The organism is Actinoallomurus vinaceus (assembly GCF_039542055.1).
In the GTDB taxonomy this organism is placed as follows: Bacteria; Actinomycetota; Actinomycetes; order Streptosporangiales; family Streptosporangiaceae; genus Actinoallomurus; species Actinoallomurus vinaceus.
Window position 1 is genome coordinate 814468 of sequence record NZ_BAABHK010000001.1, and the last position, 21152, is coordinate 835619.

22 protein-coding genes are annotated in these 21152 nt (G+C 69.7%); 8 read left to right on the top strand and 14 right to left on the bottom strand.

The window, feature by feature from the left end; genetic code table 11:
- Positions 1-131: 131 nt before the first annotated feature.
- The 3 genes from ABEA24_RS03620 to ABEA24_RS03630 all read right to left on the bottom strand — a co-directional run bounded on the left by ABEA24_RS03620 (position 132) and on the right by ABEA24_RS03630 (position 1970).
- A complete protein-coding gene (locus tag ABEA24_RS03620; protein WP_345429159.1) occupies positions 132-1220 on the bottom strand; it encodes a hypothetical protein in 1089 nt (362 codons plus the stop codon).
- Between the two features lie 111 nt (positions 1221-1331).
- Positions 1332-1754: a TrkA C-terminal domain-containing protein gene (locus ABEA24_RS03625; RefSeq protein WP_345429160.1), complete on the bottom strand. Its 423-nt coding sequence runs from the start codon at positions 1752-1754 to the stop codon at positions 1332-1334.
- Positions 1755-1775: 21 nt separating this feature from the next.
- A complete protein-coding gene (locus tag ABEA24_RS03630; RefSeq protein WP_345429161.1) occupies positions 1776-1970 on the bottom strand; it encodes a hypothetical protein in 195 nt (64 codons plus the stop codon).
- On the opposite strand from ABEA24_RS03630, the gene ABEA24_RS53395 reads away from it, so the two are divergent.
- On the top strand, positions 1881-2084 hold the full coding sequence (locus tag ABEA24_RS53395) for a class I SAM-dependent methyltransferase (protein WP_425551147.1): 204 nt from the start codon (positions 1881-1883) through the stop codon (positions 2082-2084). The two genes, ABEA24_RS03630 and ABEA24_RS53395, sit on opposite strands and share 90 nt — an antisense overlap.
- A gap of 64 nt (positions 2085-2148) precedes the next feature.
- Here ABEA24_RS53395 and ABEA24_RS03635 read toward each other — a convergent pair whose 3' ends face one another.
- Positions 2149-2397: a hypothetical protein gene (locus tag ABEA24_RS03635; protein ID WP_345429162.1), complete on the bottom strand. Its 249-nt coding sequence runs from the start codon at positions 2395-2397 to the stop codon at positions 2149-2151.
- A 231-nt stretch (positions 2398-2628) separates the two neighbouring features.
- Here ABEA24_RS03635 and ABEA24_RS03640 point away from each other — a divergent pair, with 231 nt between their 5' ends.
- From ABEA24_RS03640 to ABEA24_RS03650, 4 genes are all read left to right on the top strand, one after another.
- A complete protein-coding gene (locus ABEA24_RS03640) occupies positions 2629-3396 on the top strand; it encodes a helix-turn-helix domain-containing protein (protein WP_345429163.1) in 768 nt (255 codons plus the stop codon).
- Entirely contained in the window at positions 3393-3482 is a 90-nt protein-coding gene (locus tag ABEA24_RS53400; RefSeq protein ID WP_425551148.1) for a DUF397 domain-containing protein, read from the top strand. Before ABEA24_RS03640 ends, ABEA24_RS53400 begins: the two co-directional genes overlap by 4 nt.
- Positions 3483-3504: 22 nt before the next feature.
- Positions 3505-3894 carry an Imm7 family immunity protein gene (locus ABEA24_RS03645; protein WP_345429164.1) on the top strand — a complete coding sequence of 130 codons (390 nt, stop codon included), beginning with the start codon at positions 3505-3507 and terminating at the stop codon, positions 3892-3894.
- Positions 3895-4008: 114 nt separating this feature from the next.
- Positions 4009-5457, top strand: coding sequence for a serine/threonine-protein kinase (locus ABEA24_RS03650; protein ID WP_345429165.1), 1449 nt, complete (start codon positions 4009-4011; stop codon positions 5455-5457).
- Between the two features lie 14 nt (positions 5458-5471).
- Here ABEA24_RS03650 and ABEA24_RS03655 read toward each other — a convergent pair whose 3' ends face one another.
- On the bottom strand, positions 5472-7292 hold the full coding sequence (locus tag ABEA24_RS03655; RefSeq protein ID WP_345429166.1) for an ABC transporter ATP-binding protein: 1821 nt from the start codon (positions 7290-7292) through the stop codon (positions 5472-5474).
- Between the two features lie 90 nt (positions 7293-7382).
- Complete coding sequence (locus tag ABEA24_RS03660; protein ID WP_345429167.1) at positions 7383-9158, bottom strand: ABC transporter ATP-binding protein; 1776 nt, start codon at positions 9156-9158, stop codon at positions 7383-7385.
- Between the two features lie 356 nt (positions 9159-9514).
- On the opposite strand from ABEA24_RS03660, the gene ABEA24_RS03665 reads away from it, so the two are divergent.
- Together ABEA24_RS03665 and ABEA24_RS03670 are read left to right on the top strand one after the other, a co-directional pair.
- On the top strand, positions 9515-9859 hold the full coding sequence (locus ABEA24_RS03665) for a hypothetical protein (protein WP_345429168.1): 345 nt from the start codon (positions 9515-9517) through the stop codon (positions 9857-9859).
- A 203-nt stretch (positions 9860-10062) separates the two neighbouring features.
- Positions 10063-11340 carry a D-arabinono-1,4-lactone oxidase gene (locus tag ABEA24_RS03670; RefSeq protein ID WP_345429169.1) on the top strand — a complete coding sequence of 426 codons (1278 nt, stop codon included), beginning with the start codon at positions 10063-10065 and terminating at the stop codon, positions 11338-11340.
- A gap of 32 nt (positions 11341-11372) precedes the next feature.
- Here the strand turns inward: ABEA24_RS03670 and ABEA24_RS03675 are convergent, their stop codons facing one another.
- The 6 genes from ABEA24_RS03675 to ABEA24_RS03700 all read right to left on the bottom strand — a co-directional run bounded on the left by ABEA24_RS03675 (position 11373) and on the right by ABEA24_RS03700 (position 17286).
- Positions 11373-12080 (bottom strand): hypothetical protein, encoded by a 708-nt coding sequence (locus ABEA24_RS03675; RefSeq protein WP_345429170.1) that lies wholly within the window; start codon positions 12078-12080, stop codon positions 11373-11375.
- 53 nt (positions 12081-12133) lie between these two features.
- Positions 12134-13933, bottom strand: a complete 1800-nt coding sequence (asnB, locus tag ABEA24_RS03680) for an asparagine synthase (glutamine-hydrolyzing) (protein WP_345429171.1) — start codon at positions 13931-13933, stop codon at positions 12134-12136.
- A gap of 144 nt (positions 13934-14077) precedes the next feature.
- Positions 14078-14671 (bottom strand): HD domain-containing protein, encoded by a 594-nt coding sequence (locus ABEA24_RS03685; RefSeq protein ID WP_345429172.1) that lies wholly within the window; start codon positions 14669-14671, stop codon positions 14078-14080.
- A 207-nt stretch (positions 14672-14878) separates the two neighbouring features.
- Complete coding sequence (locus tag ABEA24_RS03690) at positions 14879-15508, bottom strand: DJ-1/PfpI family protein (RefSeq protein ID WP_345429173.1); 630 nt, start codon at positions 15506-15508, stop codon at positions 14879-14881.
- A gap of 10 nt (positions 15509-15518) precedes the next feature.
- On the bottom strand, positions 15519-16490 hold the full coding sequence (locus ABEA24_RS03695) for a GlxA family transcriptional regulator (protein ID WP_425551134.1): 972 nt from the start codon (positions 16488-16490) through the stop codon (positions 15519-15521).
- Between the two features lie 49 nt (positions 16491-16539).
- Positions 16540-17286: a TetR/AcrR family transcriptional regulator gene (locus ABEA24_RS03700; protein WP_345429175.1), complete on the bottom strand. Its 747-nt coding sequence runs from the start codon at positions 17284-17286 to the stop codon at positions 16540-16542.
- Between the two features lie 90 nt (positions 17287-17376).
- On the opposite strand from ABEA24_RS03700, the gene ABEA24_RS03705 reads away from it, so the two are divergent.
- Complete coding sequence (locus ABEA24_RS03705; RefSeq protein ID WP_345429176.1) at positions 17377-18240, top strand: NmrA family NAD(P)-binding protein; 864 nt, start codon at positions 17377-17379, stop codon at positions 18238-18240.
- Positions 18241-18333: 93 nt separating this feature from the next.
- Here ABEA24_RS03705 and ABEA24_RS03710 read toward each other — a convergent pair whose 3' ends face one another.
- Both ABEA24_RS03710 and ABEA24_RS03715 read right to left on the bottom strand, forming a co-directional pair.
- The gene (locus ABEA24_RS03710) at positions 18334-19722 is read right to left on the bottom strand and encodes a serine hydrolase (RefSeq protein ID WP_345429177.1); all 1389 of its coding nucleotides are present in this window, start codon (positions 19720-19722) and stop codon (positions 18334-18336) included.
- Between the two features lie 132 nt (positions 19723-19854).
- Positions 19855-21057, bottom strand: a complete 1203-nt coding sequence (locus ABEA24_RS03715) for an alpha/beta hydrolase family protein (protein WP_345429178.1) — start codon at positions 21055-21057, stop codon at positions 19855-19857.
- Positions 21058-21152 lie beyond the last annotated feature (95 nt).

Consider the following 21152-nt stretch of genomic DNA (forward strand, 5'->3'; position numbering starts at 1 on the left):
GGGAAGCGGCCCTGGGGGAGGTGTTCAGCGTTCAGCCGTCACCACTTTCTTAGCGATCCGAAGTTCGAACCGCAGGGGGCGGCACGCGGTCCGGCGACCCCCGCCCACGTCCGGTTCACCGGGGCCAGGGGTCACTGCCCCAAGATCGTTCCTTCTTTATGGGCGACGAGGTTGGTGCCGAGCACACGGGCGAACTGCTGCCAGCGTGCGTACGCGCCGCCCTGGCTGAACCACTGGAGCACGGTGTCGTTGACCGCATGCGCGGTGACCCGTAGGTGGGTGTAGCCGGAGCCGTCGTTGAAGAAGGTGAACTGCACGGTCGACCCGGCGCCGTCGAAGTGACCTGGTTGGGCCACGTAGATGATGTACCCGCTGGAGTCGTACGGGTAGGCCTTGACGGGTGCCTGCACGGCCCCGAAGAAGTCAGACAGCGGCAGCTGCTGTCCGAAGGAGGGGTAGCCCGCCGGCGCGCCGGGGATCGGGAAACTGCAGTTGAAGCAGCGGTGGAGCTCCTTGAACACGTTGGGGATGGTCGACTTGACCTTCACTCCCACCGAGCCGAGCTTGACGTTCAGGGGCAGGTCCCAGTTGTACAGGTGCTGGGAGAAGCTGGACGGCCCGAGGGCGATGGCTGGGCTGTCGCCGTGTCCGTTGCCGAAGTAGAAGGAGGTGCCGTTGATCTTCAAGCGAACAAACGTGTGCACGGTCGCCGGCTGTTTTTGGGGGCCGTACGCGCTGCCGGTGTGGTGGCCGCCTGTGCACGGCGCCTGCGTGACGCCGCCGTATCGGTGGCTGGCGTAGTCCCATAGCTCGATGCCGATGGAGCAGGAGCCGCTGTATCTTCCGACCTTGTTGACGTAGATGTCGGGATAGGCGGTGGTCCCGGTACCGCGGTCGTTGATGCACACGCCGATTCGGAAGCCGGTGTTGCCGACGATGTAGTCGTTGCAGCCGCCGTGAGAGGCCGCGGAGGTGGTGCCTGCGTTCGCGTCGGCGCTCGCCGCGGTGAGGGTGGTACTGCCCTGCCGCGCCGTGGAGGGAAGGGCGTGGTCGAGGTCGGTTGGCGTGACCGGCGCCGGGCTCGTGGTGCTCGGCGCGGTGGGGAGGGCGTCGGCGTGGGCGGGGTTGGTGGCGGCGGTGATCCCTGCGGTGAGGGCTGCGATGATCGTGGTGGCGATGGTGAGCGTCAGGCGCCGTAGCGCGGTGGGGGGATGATGCATCCCAGGTCCTTTCACGAATGGCCGAATGGCGCAGGGGCGATAGCCGGTTCGCCGCGCAGGAGAACGGCCCGGCAGTGATATTTGTAAGGCTGCAGTTGTCCATTTACCGCTCTAAGTGGACAAATTTGGTAGCCGGTTGTCCAGGCGGGTTCGCGAGGATTGTCCAGAGCCCCTCGACCAGCACAGACATCCCCACAGGGCGAATGAGAGATCAGCCGTCCATCTGCCGAACGGTCGTTCCTGAGCATTGGTCGAAGACGGTCCCGCGCTGTCGGCACGTAGCCTGCTGAAGCCGGCCCGCGTGGCGATCACGACGATCCGGTCACCGCGTTCGACGACGTGGTCGGCAGACCAAGTCCAATCGAATCCCTGGCCGCTCTCGTAAGCCACCGCGAGCACCGTCATGTCTCCGGGGACATTGACCTCGGCCAAAGGACGCCCTTCGATGACGGAGCTCGCCGCGATCACGATCTCTGCGACGAGCAGGACGGTGCGGCCGACCGGGACCACGCCGATGATCTGTCGCTCCAGCATCGCTGCCCCGCTTCCTCCGCGTCACCGCCGCCGATTACCGCCCCGGATCTCGTACGCCATAGAGACGAAAACCCTCGGCAGAAGGGTGCCGATCACGAGGCGTTCGATGAGGTGCTGGCCAAGGAGGTGCTGCACCATGCCGCCGACAAGGAGGCGGCGTTGCGGGCACTGGCCGGGCTGGTGGCACCGGGCGGGCGGCTGCTGCTCGTAGCTCATCGAAAGGATCCGTGGTCGAGCATCTCTCGCGCCTCTGCGGGATACCTGTCGATCAGGACGCGGAGATGGGCGAGATCCGCGATGCGCAGCACACCGATCGTCCGACGACCGTAGAGCGCCCTACGGAAGTCGTCGATCGATCGCATCAGACGTGCTTCGGGCGTGAGCTCCGGTGGATTCATGTCGTGGCCTCCGGAGCGACCACGTTCTTGATCACGTGGGCCGCCCATTCGAGGTCGTCCGCCGGGCAGATCTTCTCGTCCCAGCTCCAATGAAAGAAGAGCCGGCCGTCCTCGTCTGCTTTCAGGGTGATGATCTCTGTCATCTCCGGGTGTGCGGCCTCGGGAGGAGATACGCGGACGCGTGTGGGTGCGAGCTGGAGGGCGTCGAGCCCCCGCTGCCTGCACGCGTCCGCGAGGCGATACATGAGCCGATGCACCTCCTCTTTCGCCATCGTCGCTCGATCTTGCGGGCGAGCGTGAACGTCGTCGTGTGGCACGGCCGGATTCCTCTCTGGAGTGGCTGTTCGCCGTCCAGCGTCGCGGCCTTTCGCCGAATCCGGCACCATTACCGCTGACAATCCATAAGCTCTGCGATAGATCCGGACTCCGGATTCCACGAGTTGAACATTGAGTAATTCCGGCATACGGGGCATGCCATGAAATTCACGCCGATGGCGATATGGGGGCGTGAGCTGCGGCACTATCGGCAGGGTGCGGGGCTCACACAACAGGAACTGGCCGACGAGATCACCTACTCCAAGTCGCTGATCAGCCAGATCGAGACGGGGCAGACCCCGGCGACCGAGGAGTTCGCGGAGGCGTGCGACGAGCGCCTGCAGACCGGTGGCGCCCTGGTCCGGCTCCTGGACTATCGCAGGGGTAACGGATTCCCGGTCTACTTCCGTGACTGGGTGCCGCTCGAGGCGAGCGCGAGCATCCTGCGCGCCTTCGAGCCGAACGTCATCTACGGCCTCCTCCAGACTCCGGAGTACGCGACGGCGATGCTCTACGGCAACGAAGCGGCTGCGGCAGTGCGCATCGAGCGCCAAAGCATTCTTAGCGGCGACAGCCCACCTGCGCTTCACGTCGTGCTCGACGAGTCGGTGCTCTACCGCGAAATCGGCTCTCCATGCGTGATGCGCGACCAACTTCGGTACCTGATAAACGTCATCTCACCCACGGTCACCGTCCAGATCGTGCCGCAGGAGAATCATGCAGGCGTGCAAGGCGCTTGGGTGCTCGCCACAATGTCCGACGGAGCGGCAGTAGCCTACGTGGAGACGGCGGCGCGCGGATTCGTCACCGACAGTCGAGAGGACCTGGCACGACTCACCGCGGCCTGGGAGTCGCTGCGGTCGCAGGCGCTCTCCGTCAAGGCGTCAATAGAGCTGATCGAGAAGGCGGCGGAACGGTGGACGACGTGATTTGGCGCAAGTCGAGCCGTAGCGGCAACGACGGTGGTAACTGCGTGGAACTTTCGGTGGTCGTCGTGACACGCGATGACGAGTGAATGAGTTCCGTACGCTGGCCGAGTGTTCGAATATCACGGCTGGGTGAACATCCGGGAGTCGACGGGCGATGACGATGGCGAGTTGTTGCACGCCATGGTCGACCGCATCCGTGAACTCCTCGCGGGCGTCGAAGACGATGCTGCCATGCTCGATCTGCGCTGGATGAACGGTGAGCCGTACCTGCATTTCGCGGGGATGAGGAATCACCGCAACCCGCGGGTCATCGATCTTCTCCAGCGCGTCGGCCGGGTTGCTCCCGGGTCGTTCGGACTCCTGTACATCTGGGACGACGAGGATCCTGGACGCGAGAACGAGTTCCGTGTGTTCAGACTGGTCCGCGGCGTCGTCACCGAGCATTCCGACACCTTGCTGTCTCCCTGTATGCCAACGGTGGAGGACGAGTTGGACTGAAGGAAGGCGACGACCGTGACGGGTCGCCGGGCTCTTCCCGGTCTTCGGCTGATCCGATCGCGTCCGCGCGTGAATGGCTAAGATCACGTCGGACGACCGGCGGCGGAGGAGCGGATGCGGCAAGGACTGCCTCTTCAGCCTGGAGATCCCGCCGAGATCGCCGGATATCGCGTCGTCGGGCGGCTGGGCGTCGGAGGGCAGGGCACGGTGTTCCTCGGGCACGCCCCGGACGGATCGGCCGTCGCCGTCAAGGTGCTGCATACGCGGTTCGACGGGGATGCCAAGGCGCGGGCCAGGTTCGCTCGGGAGATCGGCGCGGCCCGGCGGGTGGCCTCGTTCTGCACCGCCCGGGTGCTTGCCGCCGAGGTCGCGGGCGACACCGCGTACCTGGTCAGTGAGCTCATCGCCGGGCCCGCGCTCTCGGCGGTGCTCGCCGAGCGTGGCCCGCTGACCGGCGACGATCTGCATCGGCTGGCGGTCGGTACCGCGACCGCGCTGGGGGCCATCCACCAGGCGGGCGTCGTCCACCGGGATCTCAAACCGTCGAACATCCTGCTCGGGCCGCAGGGGCCACGGGTGATCGACTTCGGGATCGCCCGGGCGATGGACGCCACCGGCACGATGACCAGCCAGATCGTGGGCACTCCGGCGTACATGGCGCCCGAGCAGGTCGCCGGGGAGGCGGTGGGACCGGCGACCGACGTCTTCGCGTGGGGCGCCACGATGACGGCGGCCGCCACGGGCCGTCCGCCGTTCGGCCAGGACACGGTTCCCGCCATGTTCAATCGCATCCTTACGCAGCCACCGGACCTCGGGGACATGGCCGAACCGCTCCGCGGCATCGCCGCCGCATGCCTCGCCAAGGCACCGGAGGCACGGCCCAGTGCGGAGGAACTGCTGCACTGGCTGCTCGGCGGTTCCGCTCCGGAGCTTGCGGCGGGCCCCACGCGAGCCGCCGAGACGGTCGACCTCGGCCCGTCGCCGCGTACCCAGGAGCTCTCCCCGGCCGCCACGGTCCGGTGGAGACCGCCGTACCCGGAGTCCACGGCGATGGCTTGGGTGACGTACGCCGTCGGCCTGCCGTTCGGCCTCGTGGCGGTCGGGGTCGCGCTCGGCGCGTCCGGGACGGCCAAGCTCCTCGCGACGCCGGTCGCGCTGCTCTTCTTCCTCGCGTTGATGTGGAACCGGCAGGTCGCCGCGCGGCCGCTCAGGGCGGCGACGGTCGAGGTGGACGTGGACGAGACGGGCGTCGCCGCGCGCGTCGACACGCTTGACCTGCGATGGGAATGGCGTTCGATCGACAGGGTGGCCGTAAGTCCTCTCGGGAGCTCCACGTTGTGGGGGTCGATGACGCGGTTCTCCGGGATCTACGCGGTCCGGCGGCCGGGCGCCGCGCCCCTCGACCGTCTGCCGGTCCGGCGCCGGTTTCCGGTGTGGGGCCTGCGCTCGGGGGACGGATGGGAGCTGCTGCTCCCGCTCGGCCGGACGACCGATCCGCAGGTCGGCGAGGTCACCGACCGGTTGCGGCGGTACGCGGGAGAGCGCTGGACGCCCTTCTTCTGAGGTCTCCGGCGAGGTCACGGCCGACGCGGAGTCTCGTCGAGCATCTCGGGATCCTCGGCTTCGGTGATGAGTTCGTCCGTCCACAGCCGCCGCATCTCCGGGCAGTCCTCCAGCAGCTCGTCCAGCGGTCCGCGGCCGGCGACGCGGCCGCGGTCGAGAACGATGACCTGGTCGGCGCGTTCGAGCGCCGCGCGCCGGTGGGACACGACCAGCAGCGTCGCGGGCCCGCGTCCGTCCTGTGCGGCGTCGGCGAGCCGGTCCCACAGGAGTTTCTCGGTCTCGACGTCCAGTGCGGAGGACAGGTCGTCGACGACGAGCAGATCCGGCGACCGCAGGAGGGCGCGCGCGGCCGTCGCCCGCTGCACCTGGCCGCCCGACAGCCGTACGCCGCGAGGGCCGACGACGGTGCCGAGACCGTCCGGCATGCCGGCCAGGTCCTTGTCGAACACCGCGAGTTCGACCGCGGTGGCGAGCCGGTCGTCGTCATTCGGCCGGCCGAGCAGGAGGTTCTCCCGGAGGGAGTCGGAGAACAGCCGGGGAACCTGGCTCGCGTACGCCACGCGCCCGGGAACGAGGTACGTGCCCGGGTCGTCGACGCGCCGGTCGTTCCAGGTGATCGTTCCGGCGTCGAGCGGCACCAGCCCGAGCAGCGCCCGTACGAGGGTGGTCTTGCCCGCCCCGACGGCGCCGGTGACGACGGTGAACGACCCGCGCTCGATCCGCAGATCGACGGCGTGCAGGCGTTCGCGCACGGTCAGCCCGCGGGCCTCGACGACCTGCAGAGGGTCGTCGTGGCGGGGCGGTGACGGCAGGGCGGGCGGCTCACGGCGGAACCACACGCCGCTGACCCGGGCCAGGTCTTCGACGTCCTCGTACGGGGCCATGAGCCGACGGAGTCGTTCGACGGCGACCGCAGCCTGGGGCAGGCGGTACAGGAATGTGCCGGCGGAGCGCGGCAGCGCCGTCAGCCATCCGACATAGGTGGTGAACAGCGCGAGGTCGCCCACCGTGAAGTCGCCGCGGTGCATCGCGGGAGCGGCGATGAGCAGGACGAGGCCGATGCCGATCTCGACGGTCGCGTCCGTCGCGGTGTCGAGGAGGTCGGTGGTCAGCCGGTCCTTGACGGCGGCGTTCCGCCGTCGGCGGTTGTGGTCGCGGAGGCGCCGCAGCACCGCCTCCTCGGCTCCGGCCGTTTTGATCGCCAGGACGCCGGCGAACGCCTCGCCGATGTGAGCCGTCACCACCGCGCCGAGTTCCCGGGCGCGACGGTGGAGCCGCCGGATCAGCCCGCCGAGCAGCCTGCTCAGCACACCGGCGGCGATCATCGGCAGTGCCAGGGCGAGCGTGACGGCGGGGTCGATCGCCAACATGATCACCAGTGCGGTGAGGCCGAACAGCGCGGTGCCGGTCAGGTCGATCAGGTCGTCGGTGACCTGGACGAGGTCGTCGACGTCGTCGCGCACCCGCGCGACCGCCTCGCCCGACGAGTGCGGAAGTCGCGTCGCGGCGGTCCCGCGCGCGGTGAGGATCGAGCGCAGCACGTTGACGCGCAGCGTGGTCACCGCCGCCTCCCACCAGTAGACGCCGTACGCCCACGCGGTGACGATCACCACGCCACGGACGACCTCCAGCCCGACGAACGCCGCGCAGAGCCACAGGGCCGCCCGCAGGTCGGCGGTACGGTCGCCGCTGAGCCCGTCGAACACCGCCTTCAGCAGCAGCCCGCCGCCGATGGGCAACAGGTACGTCGGCAGCCACAGCAGGCCACCGGCCACGTAGCGGCCCAGCCCGGAGGAACGGGCGAGGCGGGACATCACGAGCGGTACGGGCCTCATCACGCCACCCCCGCCGCGTCAACGAGCCGCGCGAACCGGTTGCTCATCGCGCCACCTCCGCCGCACTCAGGAGCCGTGCGAACCTGCTGCTCATCGCGCCACCTCCACCATGCTCAGGAGCCGTGCGAACCGGCTGCCGGGGTCCACCGCGAGCTCCTCGCGGCGGCCGTACTCGACGATCCGGCCGCCCTCGACGACCGCGATCCGGTCCACCCGCGCCAGGGAGGACAGGCGATGCGCGATGAGGACGCCGGTCCGGCCGGCGAGGAGCCGGTCGACGACCCGTTCGATGCGCCGCTCGGTCGCCGGATCGAGCCGGCTAGACGCCTCGTCCAGCACCACGAGGCCGGGGTCGGTGAGGAACACCCGGGCGAACGCCAGCAGTTGCGCCTCACCGGCCGACACGCCGGCCGCGTCGCCGCCGAGTGCGGTGTCGAGCCCGTCGGGGAGGCCCGCCAGCCAGTCGCCGAGGCCGACCTCGGCGAGGATCTCCCGGAGGCGGTCGTCGTCGGCGAGCCCCGGCCGGAACAGCGTCAGGTTGTCCCGGACGCTCGCGGCGAACAACTGCACGTCCTGCGTGACGACGCCGATCCGCCGCCGTACGGACGCCGGGTCGGCGTCCCGCAGGTCCAGCCCGCCGACCCGTACGGCGCCCTCGGTCGGGTCGTACAGGCGCAGGATCAGCCGGGCGATGGTGGTCTTCCCGCTGCCCGTACGGCCGACCAGGCCGAGGGTCTCGCCGGGCGCCAGCGTGACGTCGATGCCGGACAGGACCGGCTCGCCGTCGTCGGCGTACGCGAAGCCCACGCCGTCCAGGCGCAGGCCGAGCGGGCCGGACGCGGGCAGCGGCCGTGGGTCGGCGGGTTCGGGCAGCGTACGGCGTTCGGCCAGCAGGTCCCGGACACGGGCGACGCCCGCCAGGGCCGCCTGGTACTGCCGTAGCTGGTCGATCAGCCGCTCGAACGGCGTCCGCACCATCTGTGTGTACTGGAACAGCAGCACGCCGGTGCCGACGGTGAGCGTCCCGGACTGTCGGGCCCACGCGGCGAGGCCGATCACCAGCGCCGTGCCCGCCGCGAACGCCACCGACGTGCCGGCGAGGAGACCGCTGCCGATCCGTTCGGACCGGAACTCCGCGCGGTACATGCGTCCGCTCGCCGCGTGGAGGCGGTTCACGGTGTGCTCGCCGGCGCCGTTCGCGCGGATGTCCTCCACGCCGGCGAGCCGTTCCTCGATGTCGCCGGCCAGCGCCGCGTACGCCGCCCGGGAGCGGGCGGCCGAGGGCACGGCGAGCTTCTGCGCGCGAGCCATCCCGAACCCGATCAGCACGCAGTACGCCAGGAGCACGGCGCCGACGCGCGGATCGACGGTCAGCACGACGACGAGCACGCCCGCGAGCAGCAGGACGCCGGCCACGACGTCCAGCAGGAAGGCGACGACGAACTCGGCGATGGCGGCGACGTCGCCGTCGACCCGCTCGATCATCTCGCCGGGCGTGCGCCGCCCGTGGAAGGTCATGTCGAGACCGAGCGCGTGCTCGGCCAGCCTCTCGCGGAGGCGGTTGGTGCCGTCCCAGGCGAGGCGGCTCGCCAGCCAGGCGGTCAGCGTCCGGGCGGCCTGCCCGGCGACGGCGAGGGCCAGGTAGCCGACGGCGACGAACGCCAGATGCCGGGTTCCGGCCCCGCCGATCGCGTCGTCGACGAAGCGCCGGGTGATCTGGGGTGCGGCGAGCGGGAGCACGGTCGCGGCCGTGACGGCGGCGATGAGCGCGGCGCCCGCGCGGGGTCCCGGACGCAGACAGCCCAGGACGGTGGTCGGTCGGGTCTTACCGGCGTCTCTCCGCGCCGGTCGTCGGAAGGGTCGCACGAAGCGTCATGTCCTCTGCGTAGGTGGCGATTGCCTGCTGGGGGGACATGTACGCAGTGCGCATGACCATCTCCTCGGTCGACCGGACGTTCGCCGGGAGTACAACATCCGGCACCGACCACGAGCAACGGATTTTCCGCGATGCGGGTCCGGCGTGGTCCGGGTAGGTGGGAGTTTTGTACCTGATGAGGCCGCTTTGTCGCGCTCATTTTCGTCATTCTGGAAATGCCTCGCATGCCAGGCGACGAACCACTAAATTCCCCCGCGTATCCGTCGGCCGCAGAGCCCCCAGGCGTCTGGGCCGACGTCAACGGATTCGGCTCCTCACGGAGCCGGCCGCACGGGGAAAGGACCAGATGAAGATCTCGACCCGCCTCGCCACGGTCGTCGGCGCCACCGCGATCGCGGCGGGTGCCTTCACCACGATCGCCGGCACGGCTGACGCGGCGACCTCCGCCCAGGCCGCGAAGCTGAAGTGCCACTACAACGTGGTGCACCTCCCGAAGAACTACTACCTGTGGGTCTTCAAGAAGGCCAACGTCAAGTCCACCCACGTTGGCCGGCTGTCTTATAAGGCCAAGCGTGTTCCCGGCGCGTGCAAGGTCACGAAGGGGAAGGGCGGCCTCACGTTCATCAAGGTGAAGGCCAGCAACGGCAAGCAGGGTTACGCGGGTGCCCCGTACCTCAAGAAGGTGAAGTAACGGCGTTCCGCTCGTTGTGGACACAGCCCGGTCCCTCTTGAGGGACCGGGCTGTACCTTCTCGGTACCGGGTCACGTCCACGCCTCCGGGCCGTCACCGCGGTCTCTCCGCGCCCTGATCAGCGTTTCCCGGCCTGTACGGCATATCGTGCTGTGTCCGAGCTGATCGGCGGAGTGCTATGCGGGCGAAGGGTGCGTGATCCGGTGGCCGATGGAGTGTGGAACTGGGCGGGGAACATCGCGTTCCTAGCAGATGAGGTCTGTCACCCGGCCTCACTGGAGGAGGTACGGAGCCTGGCCACGCGCGGCTCGAAGCTCCGGGTGCTGGGCAGCGGCCACTCGTTCAACGACATCGCCGACACACCGGGCAGCCTGGTCTCGTTGGCGAAGCTGCCCCCGACGGTCGAGATCGACGGCGCCGCCGGCCGGGTGAAGGTCGGCGCGAACGTGCGGTACGCCGAGCTGAGCAGCCGACTGCACGACGAGGGGTACGCCCTGCACAACCTCGCCTCCCTGCCGCACATCTCCGTCGCCGGGTCGATCGCGACGGCGACGCACGGCTCGGGCGAGGGCAACGGGAACCTGGCCACGGCGGTCTCCGGGCTGGAGATCGTCACAGTCGGCGGCGACCTCGTCTCGCTCAGCCGTGACCGGGACGGGGACCGGTTCAACGGGGCCGTCGTCGGACTGGGCGCCCTCGGGATCGTCGTGAGCGTGACGCTCGACGTCGAGCCCGCGTTCGAGGTGCGGCAGCGGGTCTATGAAGGATTGCCGCTGGAGGTGCTGGACGAGCACTTCTCCGCGGTGGTCTCCGGCGCGTACAGCGTCAGCCTCTTCACGACCTGGCGCGCGCCGCGGATCGACCAGGTGTGGGTGAAGGAACGCGTCGACCCGGCGGGCGAACGTCCCATGCCCGAGGACTGGTTCGGCGCCCGGCCCGCCGACGGATCGCGGCATCCGGTCCCCGGCATGTCCGCGGTCGCCTGCACCGAGCAGTTGGGCGTTCCGGGCCCATGGTTCGAGCGGCTGCCGCACTTCCGGCTCGATTACGCGCCGAGCAGCAGCGGCGATGAGCTGCAGTCGGAGTTCCTCCTGCCGCGCCGGCACGCCGTCGACGCGCTCCATGCCGTGGACGAGGTCCGCGACCGGGTCGCCGCCGTCCTGCAGGTCTGCGAGGTCCGGACGGTCGCGGCGGACGACCTGTGGATGAGCACGGCGTACGGCGAGGACACGGTCGCCCTCCACTTCACCTGGGTGAAGGACGCCGACGCGGTACGGCCCGTGCTCGAACTCCTGGAGGAGCGCCTGGCGCCGTTCGACGCCCGGCCGCACTGGGGCAAGCTCTTCACCACCCCCGCCGACACCCTGCGCTCCCGCTATCCACGGCTGTCGGACTTCCACGCCCTCGCCCGCCACTACGACCCGAACGGCGCCTTCACCAACGACTTCCTCACCCGCCACCTCTTCGCCGGCCTCGACTGACCGGCAGCACCGATCAGCCGAGACCGGCCCGCTCACTCGGAGTGCGCACCCCTGGACTCGTATCGGCGCCGTACCGCATCGAACGCGGCTTGGGCCGCCGCGTGCTCCTCTTCGGTGAGGTCCATCGGCCGATGTGCGAAAGAGTTGTCCACGAGGGTCTGCACTCGCAGTCCCGACTGTTCGCCCAGTGTCGTCAGCGCCCCGGTCACGCGGAGCAGCAGGGATATCGCCTGCGTGGCCTGGTCCATCTCCTGGTGGGAGCCGAACTTCTCGACGAGGTCGCGGAGCCCGCGAAGCGAGTCGGGCGCGGATGTGGCGGCAGCTCGCTCGGGTCGGTCGTCCTGCGCGCCGGTGTCGCCTTGCGATGACCTTCGCGACTCCCAGCGTCGTCGTTGCTCTCCCAACGCGTCCAGGATGTCGCCGAGCCCACCGTGCGCCCAGTCGATCCGCCAACCCGGCCAGGTGTGCGCCATGACCGCGAGGACGGCTGCCTGGTAGGCGGCATCGTTGTCGCAGCCTGATTGCCAGAGCAAACGCTGCTCGTCATGGTCGATGAGGGCGGCTCCCTCGCATTCGAGCTCGGATATCCACCACTCGACGGACCGCTGGCCGAGAGCGAACCGGGTCGCCGCCTGTGGGCCCGGAAGCAGATCCAGCTCCATGGCGTACCCGCCGAACTGGGAATACCGCCGTGCCCACGAACCGTCCTTCTTCACCACGTAATGCGCTCGCGATCCCATGGACTCAGGGTAATTGAAAAGTAACGTAGAGCAATGAGGATTTGGTGTGTTCGTCAGGCGCGCTGGGGGCGGTAGGACGTCAGCCAGTCGTTCAGGGAGACGATGCGTTCCATGGCCATGCGGTCCTGTTGGAGGCTGGTCCGGCCGAGTGGGCGTCGGAGGGCCTCGCGGGCGGCGTGCTCCGCGACGTAGGGCCGTATGGGGGCGTTCGGGTCGGCGAGGATGCCGGACAGGCGGTCGCGGACGGCCCGCTCGTAGCTCGGGTTCTGGGTCGCCGGGTAGGGGCTCTTGCGCCGCTGGACGACCGACTCGGGGAGGAGGTCGGCGACCGCGCCGCGCAGGAGGCTCTTCTCCCGCCCGTCGTAGGTCTTGTGGCTCCACGGCGTGTTGAAGACGTACTCGACGAGCCGGTGGTCGCAGAACGGCACCCGCACCTCCAGGCCGACCGCCATGCTCATCCGGTCCTTGCGGTCAAGGAGGAACCGGACCATCCGGGTCAGGTGGAGATAGCAGATCTCCCGCATCCGCCGCTCGTGCCCGGTCTCGGCGGGCAGCCGGGGCACCTCGTCGAGGGCCTCGTGGTACCGGTCGGTGACGTACTCGTCCACGCGCCGGTTGAGTTCCCCGTCGAGGAGTGCCTGCCCGGCGGACATGCCGAGCATCCAGGGGAAGGTTTCGGCGGCGATCGCCTCCGGGTCGTGGAACCAACGGTAGCCGCCGAAGACCTCGTCGGCGGATTCGCCCGACAGCGCGACCGTAGAGTGCCGCCGGATCTCGGCGAACAGCAGGTACAGCGAGGTGTCCATGTCGCCGATGCTCGGCAGGTCGCGGGCGCGCATCACCGTCTCGTTGGCCTGCGGCGAGGAGAGCTCGTCGCTGCTGAGGATCACGTCGGCGTGGTGCGACCCGACGTGCTTGGCCACCTCGTGGACGTACGGCGCGTCGGCCGTGTCCCGCATGGCGTCGGGCACGAACCCGCCGCTCTCGTCGGTGAAGTCGACCGCGAAGGACCGTACGGTGCCGGCCCCGAGTGCGCGGTCGGCCAGTGCGGTGAGCGCGCTGGAGTCCAGGCCGCCCGAGAGGAGGGTGCACAGCGGTACGTCGGAGATGAGCTGCCGTTCGACGATGTCCTCGAGGAGTTCGCGGACGTGGTGGACGGTCGCCGGGACGTCGTCGGGGTGCTCGCGGGCGGTCAGCGCCCAGTAGCGCCGGTCGGTGACGCCGTCGCGCGAGACCCGGACGACGTGCCCGGGCTCGACCTCGTACATCCCGTCGAAGACGGCGTGGCCCGGGGTCTTGGCGGTGGTCAGGAGTTCGAGCAGGCCCTCGTCCCTGATGCGGGCGGTGAACAGCGGATTGGCCAGGATGGCCTTGGGCTCGGAGCCGAAGAGCACTCCGTGCGGGGTGGGCGCGTAGTACAGCGGCTTGATCCCCATCCGGTCCCGGACGAGCAGGAGCTCCTCCGTCCGCTGGTCCCACAGGGCGAAGGCGTACATCCCGTTGAGACGGTCGACGAGGTCCGCGCCCCAGCGGAGGTACGCCTGGAGGACGACCTCGGTGTCGCTGCGGGTGCGGAAGCGGTGCCCGTGGGACTCCAGCTCCCGGCGGAGCTCGCGGAAGTTGTACGCCTCACCGCTGTAGACGAGGGTGACGGGGCCGTCGCTCATGGGCTGGGTGCCGCCCTCGATGTCGATCACGGCGAGTCGCCGGTGCCCCAGCGCGACGTGCGGCTCGATCCAGAGGCCCTCGTCGTCGGGACCCCGGAGCGCCATCGTCCGTGTCATCGCGAGTGCGGTGGCGCGCTCCCCGGTGAGGTCGCGCTCGTAGTCCACCCAGCCGGCTATGCCGCACATCGGAGCACCTCCCAGATAGCTGCATGATGCACATGACAGACGTTAACTCGGGACGTCAGAAACATGGAAGTTACAAACCTCACGCCCATCGGGGTCTGGACGTCCGCCCCGAGACGTGCGCCGTCGGGTGCCCCTCGCCGGGGGTCAGTCGGCCGCGGGTCCGTTCCCGCCGTTCACGACCGCGGGGAGCCATTCGAGCGACCCGGTGCCGAGGGCCTCGTCGGCCAGTTTCTTCCCGGACGGCGTCTGCAGCGCGGCCAGCGAGCTGTCGATCCACGGCTGGATGTTGTGATGCCCCTGGTCGCGGTACTCGATGGCCTGCAACAGGCAGTCCAGCTTGTCGGCGTCCCGCGCGCAGCGCGCCTCCAGGCTGGTCTTCTGCTCGTACTCCGCGACCGAGCCGGAGATCAGATCGGCCACCGGACCCGGCAGGCCCTGAACCTGATCCGCGGTGACCTTCTCGTTGGGTGCCCGGGTGACGTACCGCTTGGCCAGGTACGGGATGTCGGTCAGCCGGGTCTCCTGGCTGTCGTGGAAGAGGCTGAGGAGAACGGCGCGTTCGGGATTCGCGCCCTCCATGGCGGCCAGGACGCCGGCCAGCACGGCGGCCCGGAAGGAGTGGTCGGCGATGCTCTCCGGCGCGGCGACGCCCGCCACGAGCCAGCCGGTCCGCTTGTACCGCTTGAGCAGCCCGATCTCGTAGGCGAATTCCGTCAAGCGCGTCAGCTCGTCCGGCATGCCAGCCCCCTTCGCTCTCGGCCGTCCGGGTATCTCACGGTAGACGACTTTTCCCAGATCAAACGGTAAGCGCAGGGCAGATCTCGGCGTGAAGATCCAATAGGGGAGTGACGCGGGAGCCGCCGGGTGGTCCGTCCGGCATGGCGGGACGGCTTCAGGAGATCGTCATCGACCGCGCGGATCCCCCACGGCCGGCGCGTTTCCGGGTCAGCCGGGCGCCAGGTGGGTGGCGACGAAGTCCAGTGTCTCCGGGGACGCCTTGGCGGGCGAGCCGCTGTCGAACGGCGGCTGCGGGTCGTACTCGATCCACAGCTGGATGGCCTGCGCGGCGACGTCACCGCCGATCCGGGCGGCGAGGGTCAGCGCCATGTCGATGCCGGCCGAGACGCCCGCGGCCGTGAGGATCCGGCCCTGTTCCACGGTGCGCTCGGGGACGTATCGCGCGCCGGTCGCCTCGAGTTCCTTCCGGAGGCCCCAGTGGGTCGTCGCGTCGAGACCCCGCAGCAGCCCGGCCGCGCCGAGGATGAGCGAACCCGAGCACACCGACGTGGTCCACCGGGTCGTCGGGTGCACGCGGCGCACCCAGTCGACGTACCGCTGGTCGCCCAGGACGACGTCGCGGGTGCCCGGCCCGCCGGGTACGACGAGGACGTCACACCGGTCGATCTCCTCCAGCGCCGCCTCGGCCATGACGGTGAGCGCGCCGTCAGTGCGGACCGGGCCGCGCTCCATCGCCGCGAAGACGGCCGTGGCGCCCGGGAGACGCGACAGCACCTCGTACGGCCCGACGGCGTCGAGCGCGGTGAACTCCTCGTACAGTGCGAAGACGATCTGCATGCTCTCTCCTTCAGGAGGTCGGCGTGCGGCCGCGGAAGCGGCGCCGGTAGTCGCCGGGGGTGACGGACACGGTTCGCTTGAAACCGCGGTGCATGGTCTCGGGGGTGCCGAAGCCGCACTCACGGGCGATCACGTCGAGGGGCCGTTCGGTGGTCTCGAGGAGCCGGCGGGCCGCCTCGACGCGCACGGACTCGACGTACGACGCCGGGGTGACGCCGACGCCGTCGCGGAACACGCGGGCGAAGTGGCGCGTGCTCAACCCGGCGCGGTCGGCCAGCGCCTCGACCGACAGATCGGCGGTGAGGTGGTCGGCGATCCATCGCTGCAGCTCGCGCAGGCCGGGCCGGTCCGGTCGCCCGGCGGCCAGCTGGGCGCTGAACTGCGCCTGACCGCCCGGCCGCTGCACGAACACCACCAGCTGCCGGGCGATGTCGCGGGCGGTGGCCGGGCCGAGGTCGTCCTCGACCATGGCGAGGGCCAGGTCGATCCCGGCGGTGACTCCGGCGGAGGTCCAGACGGGATCGTCGCGTACGAAGATCGGGTCGGGGTCCACCTCGACCTCGGGGAAGTGTTCGGCCAGCAGGCGGCAGGCCGACCAGTGGGTGGTCGCCCGCCGGCCGTCGAGCAGCCCGGCCTGGGCCAGCAGGAATGCTCCACTGCACACCGAGCCGACCCGGCGGGCGCGCCGTGCGACCGAGGAGATCCAGGCGATCGTACGGTCGTCGCCGATGACCTCGGCGGTGCCCGCACCGCCGACGACGATGAGCGTGTCGACGGGGTCGTCGTGGAAGGCGCGGTGCGGAACGATCGACAGCCCGCTGGAGGCCGCGACCGGCGCGCCGTCGACGGAGACGACCTCGGTGGCGTACGCGTCGCCGGCGAGCGAGAAGACCTCCAGCGGCCCGGTCAGATCCAGTGACTGGAACCGGGGGTGGACGAGGAAGGCGATCCGCACAACACCAGACTCGCCCCCGGGCCTCATGGCCGCAATGACGCGAATATGACGATTCCGGCCATCCAGCGGCGTCGTCTCAATCGCCGGCGGCGAGGCGGTCCAGCCACTCCCTCAGTAGATGCTGCTCCGCGGCGCTGAGGGTCGTCTGTTCGGGTAGCGCGACGCGCAAGGCCCGGGCGGCGCCGGCCGGGCCCGCCTCTTGCACGGCCGGCTGCCGATCGGTCACCGCGGCGACCATGGACTCTCGGAGAGTGGTCAACAGGGCCGGGTCGCGCCGGTCCTCCGGCTGGGACAGCCAGGTGAGGACCGCGCCGCGCGCCGTGGCATGGATGATCATGGCCGCGAGCTCTTCGTCGACGCGGAGCCAGCCGCCGGCGGCGAGGCGCCGGACACGGCCCATCAGGATCTCCATGCCGGCCTTGAAAGCGGCCGACGTGGCCCTCGTGGGCTCGCTGTACATCAGCGTGTACAGCGCGGGATTGGCCAGACCGAACTCGACCGCCAGATCCCAGCCGGCCCGCAGGTCCTCGATCAGGTCCTGCGGGTCGGGGTCGACGTGCTTGGCCGCGAGAAACGCGGCGAAGCCGTGCTCGGCGACCGCGTCGAGCAGCCCGTCCTTGTCGCCGAACAGCCGGTAGATGGCCGGTGGCTGCAGTCCTGCCGCGACGGCGACCGCGCGGGTGGTGACCGCATCGCGACCTTCGCGCTCCAGCAGGTCGATGGCGGCTTCGATAACCCGCCGGCGGGTCTGCTCGCGGCCGGTGGCCGCGGTGTCGGATCCGGCGGGGGCGGCGTCGTCCCGGTCGCGTGAACGTCGTGGCATGTATCAACGATACAGGACGTATGGTTCCATCGTTATTATCAGTGTTACGCTGATTCTGTTTCCACTGGAACCATATCGTTGGAGTGCATCATGATCGTCGTGACCGGCGCCACCGGGCAGCTCGGGAGTCAGATCGTCGAGAGGCTGTTGGCGCGTGTGCCGGCCCACCGGGTCGGCGTCAGCGTCCGCGACCCGCAGAAGGCAAAAGCGCTCGCCGACCAAGGGGTGCGGGTGCGTCAGGGCGGCTTCACCGACACCGCCGGCCTCGCCCACGCCTTCGAAGGCGCTTCCCAAGTGCTCATCGTCTCCGTCGACAAGATGGGAGACGAGGCCGTCCGGCAGCACCGTGCCGCGATCGATGCGGCCGTCGCGGCAGGTGCCCGCCGCATCCTCTACACCAGCCACATGGGCGCCGGCGTCTCGTCGCGCTTCCAGCCCTGCCGCGACCACGCCGCCACCGAGGAGGCGCTGCGAGCCTCCGGCGTGCCGTTCACCTCACTGCGCAACGGGTTCTATGCCAGCAGTGCGATGCGGTTCCTCGGCCACGCGCTGGAGTCCGGCCAGGTCACGCTCCCCGCAGACGGGCCGGTCAGCTGGACCGCGCACGCCGACCTCGCCGAGGCGGCCGCCGTCATCCTGGCCGACGAGGGCCGCTTCGACGGCCCCACGCCGCCGCTCACCGCGGCGCAGGCGCTCACCTTCGACGACATCGCCCGCATCGCCTCCGATGTCACGGGCCGCATCATCACCAGGACCATCGCACCCGACGACCGGTTCCGGGAGCACCTGGTCGGCGACGGCGTCCCTCCCGAGGTGGCGAATCAGCTGCTGGGCGTCTTCGCCGCCGGCCGCGCCGGCGAATTCGCCGCCGTCGACCCGACACTGGCCACCCTGATCGGCCGCGAACCCATCGCCCTGGGCACCGTGCTGCGCGAGCGGCTGTCCAGCGACTGATCTTCGGACGGCGCTTTCAAGGACGGCTCAGCCGACATGCAAGCCGAAGGGGCCGGGGAATATCCCCGGCCCCTTCAGTGCGTCACGCGTCGGTCAGCGCTGGGCCTCATAGGTGTCCATCGTGCGGCCGAGGATCGCGAACTTCTCGGTCCGGTTGACCGACGGCTGAACCTCCTGGCGGTTCGGGTCGATGTACCGGTAGCCGAGGTTGCTGAACGCGGTGATGATGTAGCGCCGGTTCGCCTTGCCGGGCAGCGACTTGACGATGCCCGCGTCGCTCACCGCGTTCTCCGACAGGCCGGTCTTGTGGGCGAACGTCACCTGGGCGGCGTCCTGGCAGGGCTGCACCGGGTACTGGTACTTCCCGTCGGTCGGGTCGTTGTTGACCGTCACGGTCCCGTCGGCGCCGATCCACCGCTGCGAGATGCGCTGCGGCATGCCGGCCGTCGGGTAGGTGTAGCCGCAGTAGTTCGTCGTCGACAGGACGTTGTTCCAGCCCTGATCGCCCAGCTCCTTCATGAAGAACTCGCGGGAGGACGCGCTCAGGACGTCGCTGGTGACCGCCTTGCCGTTCGGAGCGGTCCACGCCGTGCCCGACACGCCGTTGACGAGCGCCAGCAGCTTGGCGGTGTCCAGCGACGACATGTTGATGCCGGAGGTCCAGTTTCCGCCGTTGGCGGGGTTGGTGCCCTTCAGCTGCAGTGTCTCCAGGCCGATGTCCTGGAAGGTCTGGTTGAGACCGTCGATCGCGCCCTTGTCGTTCAACAGCTTGATCATCGCGCACGCCGAGCCGTTGTCGGAGACGGTGATCATGCGATCGAAGTAGTTGCGGACGGTGTCGGTGGTGGCGGTGCCACACAGGTCGGACGCCTGCGTCGGCTGGTAGGCGTACGTGTCGTCCAGCTTGATGGTGCCGTTGTCCACGAGCTGCAGGATGCCGAAGCCGACCAGCAGCTTGAGGGTCGAGGCGGGGTAGGGCGACATGTAGTCGATGGGCGCGTTCTCCCGGCCCGGAACGACGTCGGTGTCACCCTGTCCGTTGTTGGTGTTCCAGAGGTTGGTGTCCCAGTGGCGGTAGCGCACCGCGGTGGTGTGGAAGTTCTGGTCCACCGGGACGATGACGCCGTCCTTGTACGTCGGGCTCGTCACGACGGTGCCGGAGGAGACGGGCCGGCCCTTGCTGTCGAGCTCGAGGACGGTCACATCGACGTTCGGCTGCTGGTGGATCTGCGTGGCGGCCGCGAGGGCCGCGGCCTTCAGCTTGGGGGCACGATCCCGGCCCGCGAGCTTCTTCTCCGGGTCGACGTCGACGGAGGCGGACCTGGCGGCCTGCGTCGACGTGGGGGGCTCGGTGTCCAGGACCTCGCCGAACTTCAGCGAGGCGATGGTCTTCTGGAGCTGACGCGCGACACCGCTGGTGTCGGGCTCGGCCGCGTGCGCCGGCTGCGCGACGGTGGCCAGCAGCATGGCGGCACCGCCCATCGCAACCCAACCCCGACCGCGCCTGCGACTTCCTCTCAAGATCATTCCGGCAAAGTATCTATACGGGTACGTATGGTGCATCCGTTTTAAAGATCTTTTTGCATGGAAGTCACAGGCGGTTCGTACGGGTCGCTACGCGCAGGTCTTCGTGTCCGGAGAGCACGCCTTGACCTCGGGATAGCGCGCCGACGGCCGGTCCAGCAGCGGTTGCGGCCGGTGACGCAGGTGCAGGTCGAAGAAGGCACGGGTGTAGGCGCGCGTGATGTCCAGGGCGCGGGCGCCGGGCAGGTCGGCATTGCGGTACACGCCGAGCTGTTCCACCAGCAGCGAGTCGTCGGTGAAGGACGCGTGCTCCGCGCCGGCCACCACGAGCCAGCGCCTCCACCCGGTCAGGAGTCTCCAGTCACGGTCCCAGGTGGTGTCCGCTCCTCCCGGGCTGTGCTTCGCCTGCGTGCCCAGGAACAGGAACGGACGTGACAGCCCGCCTTCGGGGATCGTGGTCAGCGTGGTCCCGTCCATGTCGATCCCGGCGCGTATCCGGGAGTCCTTCAGCATGGCGCCGATGGCGCTCGCACCGCCCACCGAGTGGCCCTCCATCGCGATCCGGGACGGGTCGATGAGCGAAGCGCCCTTCCACTTCGGACGCGACCGGGTCAGCTCGTCGAGGACGAAGGAGACGTCGGCCGCCCGGCTCTTCACCAGCTTCTCGTTGAACTCCTGATCCTTGTGGACGTCGCACGCCACGCACGTGGTGACCCGCCCGTCGGGGAACGTGGTGGCGAGGCTCTCGTACGTGTGGTCGATCCCCACGGCCACGTAGCCCCTGCTGGCCAGGTCCTCGCCCAGGGCCGTGAGGGTGCTGCGGGGCTCGCTCAAGCCGGGGGAGAGCACCACGAGAGGGAGAGTCCGCTCGCGTCCCGCCGGTCTCGCGTCGAGGACCGCGTTGGTCTTCGTCTTGCTCAGCGCGTCGGACGGCACACCGGTGATGTCCGCCCCTTTCAGGAGCAGCTCGGACTCCTTCGGCGTCACGTACGGTGCCCGTGGGCCGGTCCGCGACTTCGCCGGGTACCACAGGGAGACCATGAGCTCCCTGGCCTGCGCCGTGGGGACCCAGGGGTCGGGGCGAGAGGTGTCCTTCAGGTAGAGGGACGTGGTGCCGACGGGATCGGGACCCGTCGGTTTCGGCAGCTGGAGCGTGCCGCCCGGCGCCGGCGAAGCGGCGGCGGAGGTGGGTGCCGTCGCGGCCGCGGGCGCGGAGGACACGGGCGAGGAGCAGGCGGCGGCGAGGGCCAGGAGGCCGGCGGCGGCGACCAGGCCCGGGATCGGATGGCGCATGGGAGGTTCGTCCTTTCGGTCGGGGGTTGCTCCCCTGCGGGCAGGGGTGAAGGGCCCAGGCGCCGTCGCCGGCGCTGGGGTCGATCCGTCGTGGA

What these genes read in the sequence shown, in the direction of transcription:
- ABEA24_RS03620 (WP_345429159.1), bottom strand. Translation starts at nt 1,220, where the DNA reads ATGCATCATCCCCCCACCGCGCTACGGCGCCTGACGCTCACCATCGCC.
- ABEA24_RS03625 (WP_345429160.1), bottom strand. Translation starts at nt 1,754, where the DNA reads ATGCTGGAGCGACAGATCATCGGCGTGGTCCCGGTCGGCCGCACCGTC.
- ABEA24_RS03630 (WP_345429161.1), bottom strand. Translation starts at nt 1,970, where the DNA reads ATGAGCTACGAGCAGCAGCCGCCCGCCCGGTGCCACCAGCCCGGCCAG.
- ABEA24_RS03635 (WP_345429162.1), bottom strand. Translation starts at nt 2,397, where the DNA reads ATGTATCGCCTCGCGGACGCGTGCAGGCAGCGGGGGCTCGACGCCCTC.
- ABEA24_RS03640 (WP_345429163.1), top strand. Translation starts at nt 2,629, where the DNA reads ATGAAATTCACGCCGATGGCGATATGGGGGCGTGAGCTGCGGCACTAT.
- ABEA24_RS03650 (WP_345429165.1), top strand. Translation starts at nt 4,009, where the DNA reads ATGCGGCAAGGACTGCCTCTTCAGCCTGGAGATCCCGCCGAGATCGCC.
- ABEA24_RS03655 (WP_345429166.1), bottom strand. Translation starts at nt 7,292, where the DNA reads ATGAGGCCCGTACCGCTCGTGATGTCCCGCCTCGCCCGTTCCTCCGGG.
- ABEA24_RS03665 (WP_345429168.1), top strand. Translation starts at nt 9,515, where the DNA reads ATGAAGATCTCGACCCGCCTCGCCACGGTCGTCGGCGCCACCGCGATC.
- ABEA24_RS03675 (WP_345429170.1), bottom strand. Translation starts at nt 12,080, where the DNA reads ATGGGATCGCGAGCGCATTACGTGGTGAAGAAGGACGGTTCGTGGGCA.
- asnB (WP_345429171.1), bottom strand. Translation starts at nt 13,933, where the DNA reads ATGTGCGGCATAGCCGGCTGGGTGGACTACGAGCGCGACCTCACCGGG.
- ABEA24_RS03685 (WP_345429172.1), bottom strand. Translation starts at nt 14,671, where the DNA reads ATGCCGGACGAGCTGACGCGCTTGACGGAATTCGCCTACGAGATCGGG.
- ABEA24_RS03690 (WP_345429173.1), bottom strand. Translation starts at nt 15,508, where the DNA reads ATGCAGATCGTCTTCGCACTGTACGAGGAGTTCACCGCGCTCGACGCC.
- ABEA24_RS03695 (WP_425551134.1), bottom strand. Translation starts at nt 16,490, where the DNA reads ATGAGGCCCGGGGGCGAGTCTGGTGTTGTGCGGATCGCCTTCCTCGTC.
- ABEA24_RS03700 (WP_345429175.1), bottom strand. Translation starts at nt 17,286, where the DNA reads ATGCCACGACGTTCACGCGACCGGGACGACGCCGCCCCCGCCGGATCC.
- ABEA24_RS03705 (WP_345429176.1), top strand. Translation starts at nt 17,377, where the DNA reads ATGATCGTCGTGACCGGCGCCACCGGGCAGCTCGGGAGTCAGATCGTC.
- ABEA24_RS03710 (WP_345429177.1), bottom strand. Translation starts at nt 19,722, where the DNA reads ATGGGCGGTGCCGCCATGCTGCTGGCCACCGTCGCGCAGCCGGCGCAC.
- ABEA24_RS03715 (WP_345429178.1), bottom strand. Translation starts at nt 21,057, where the DNA reads ATGCGCCATCCGATCCCGGGCCTGGTCGCCGCCGCCGGCCTCCTGGCC.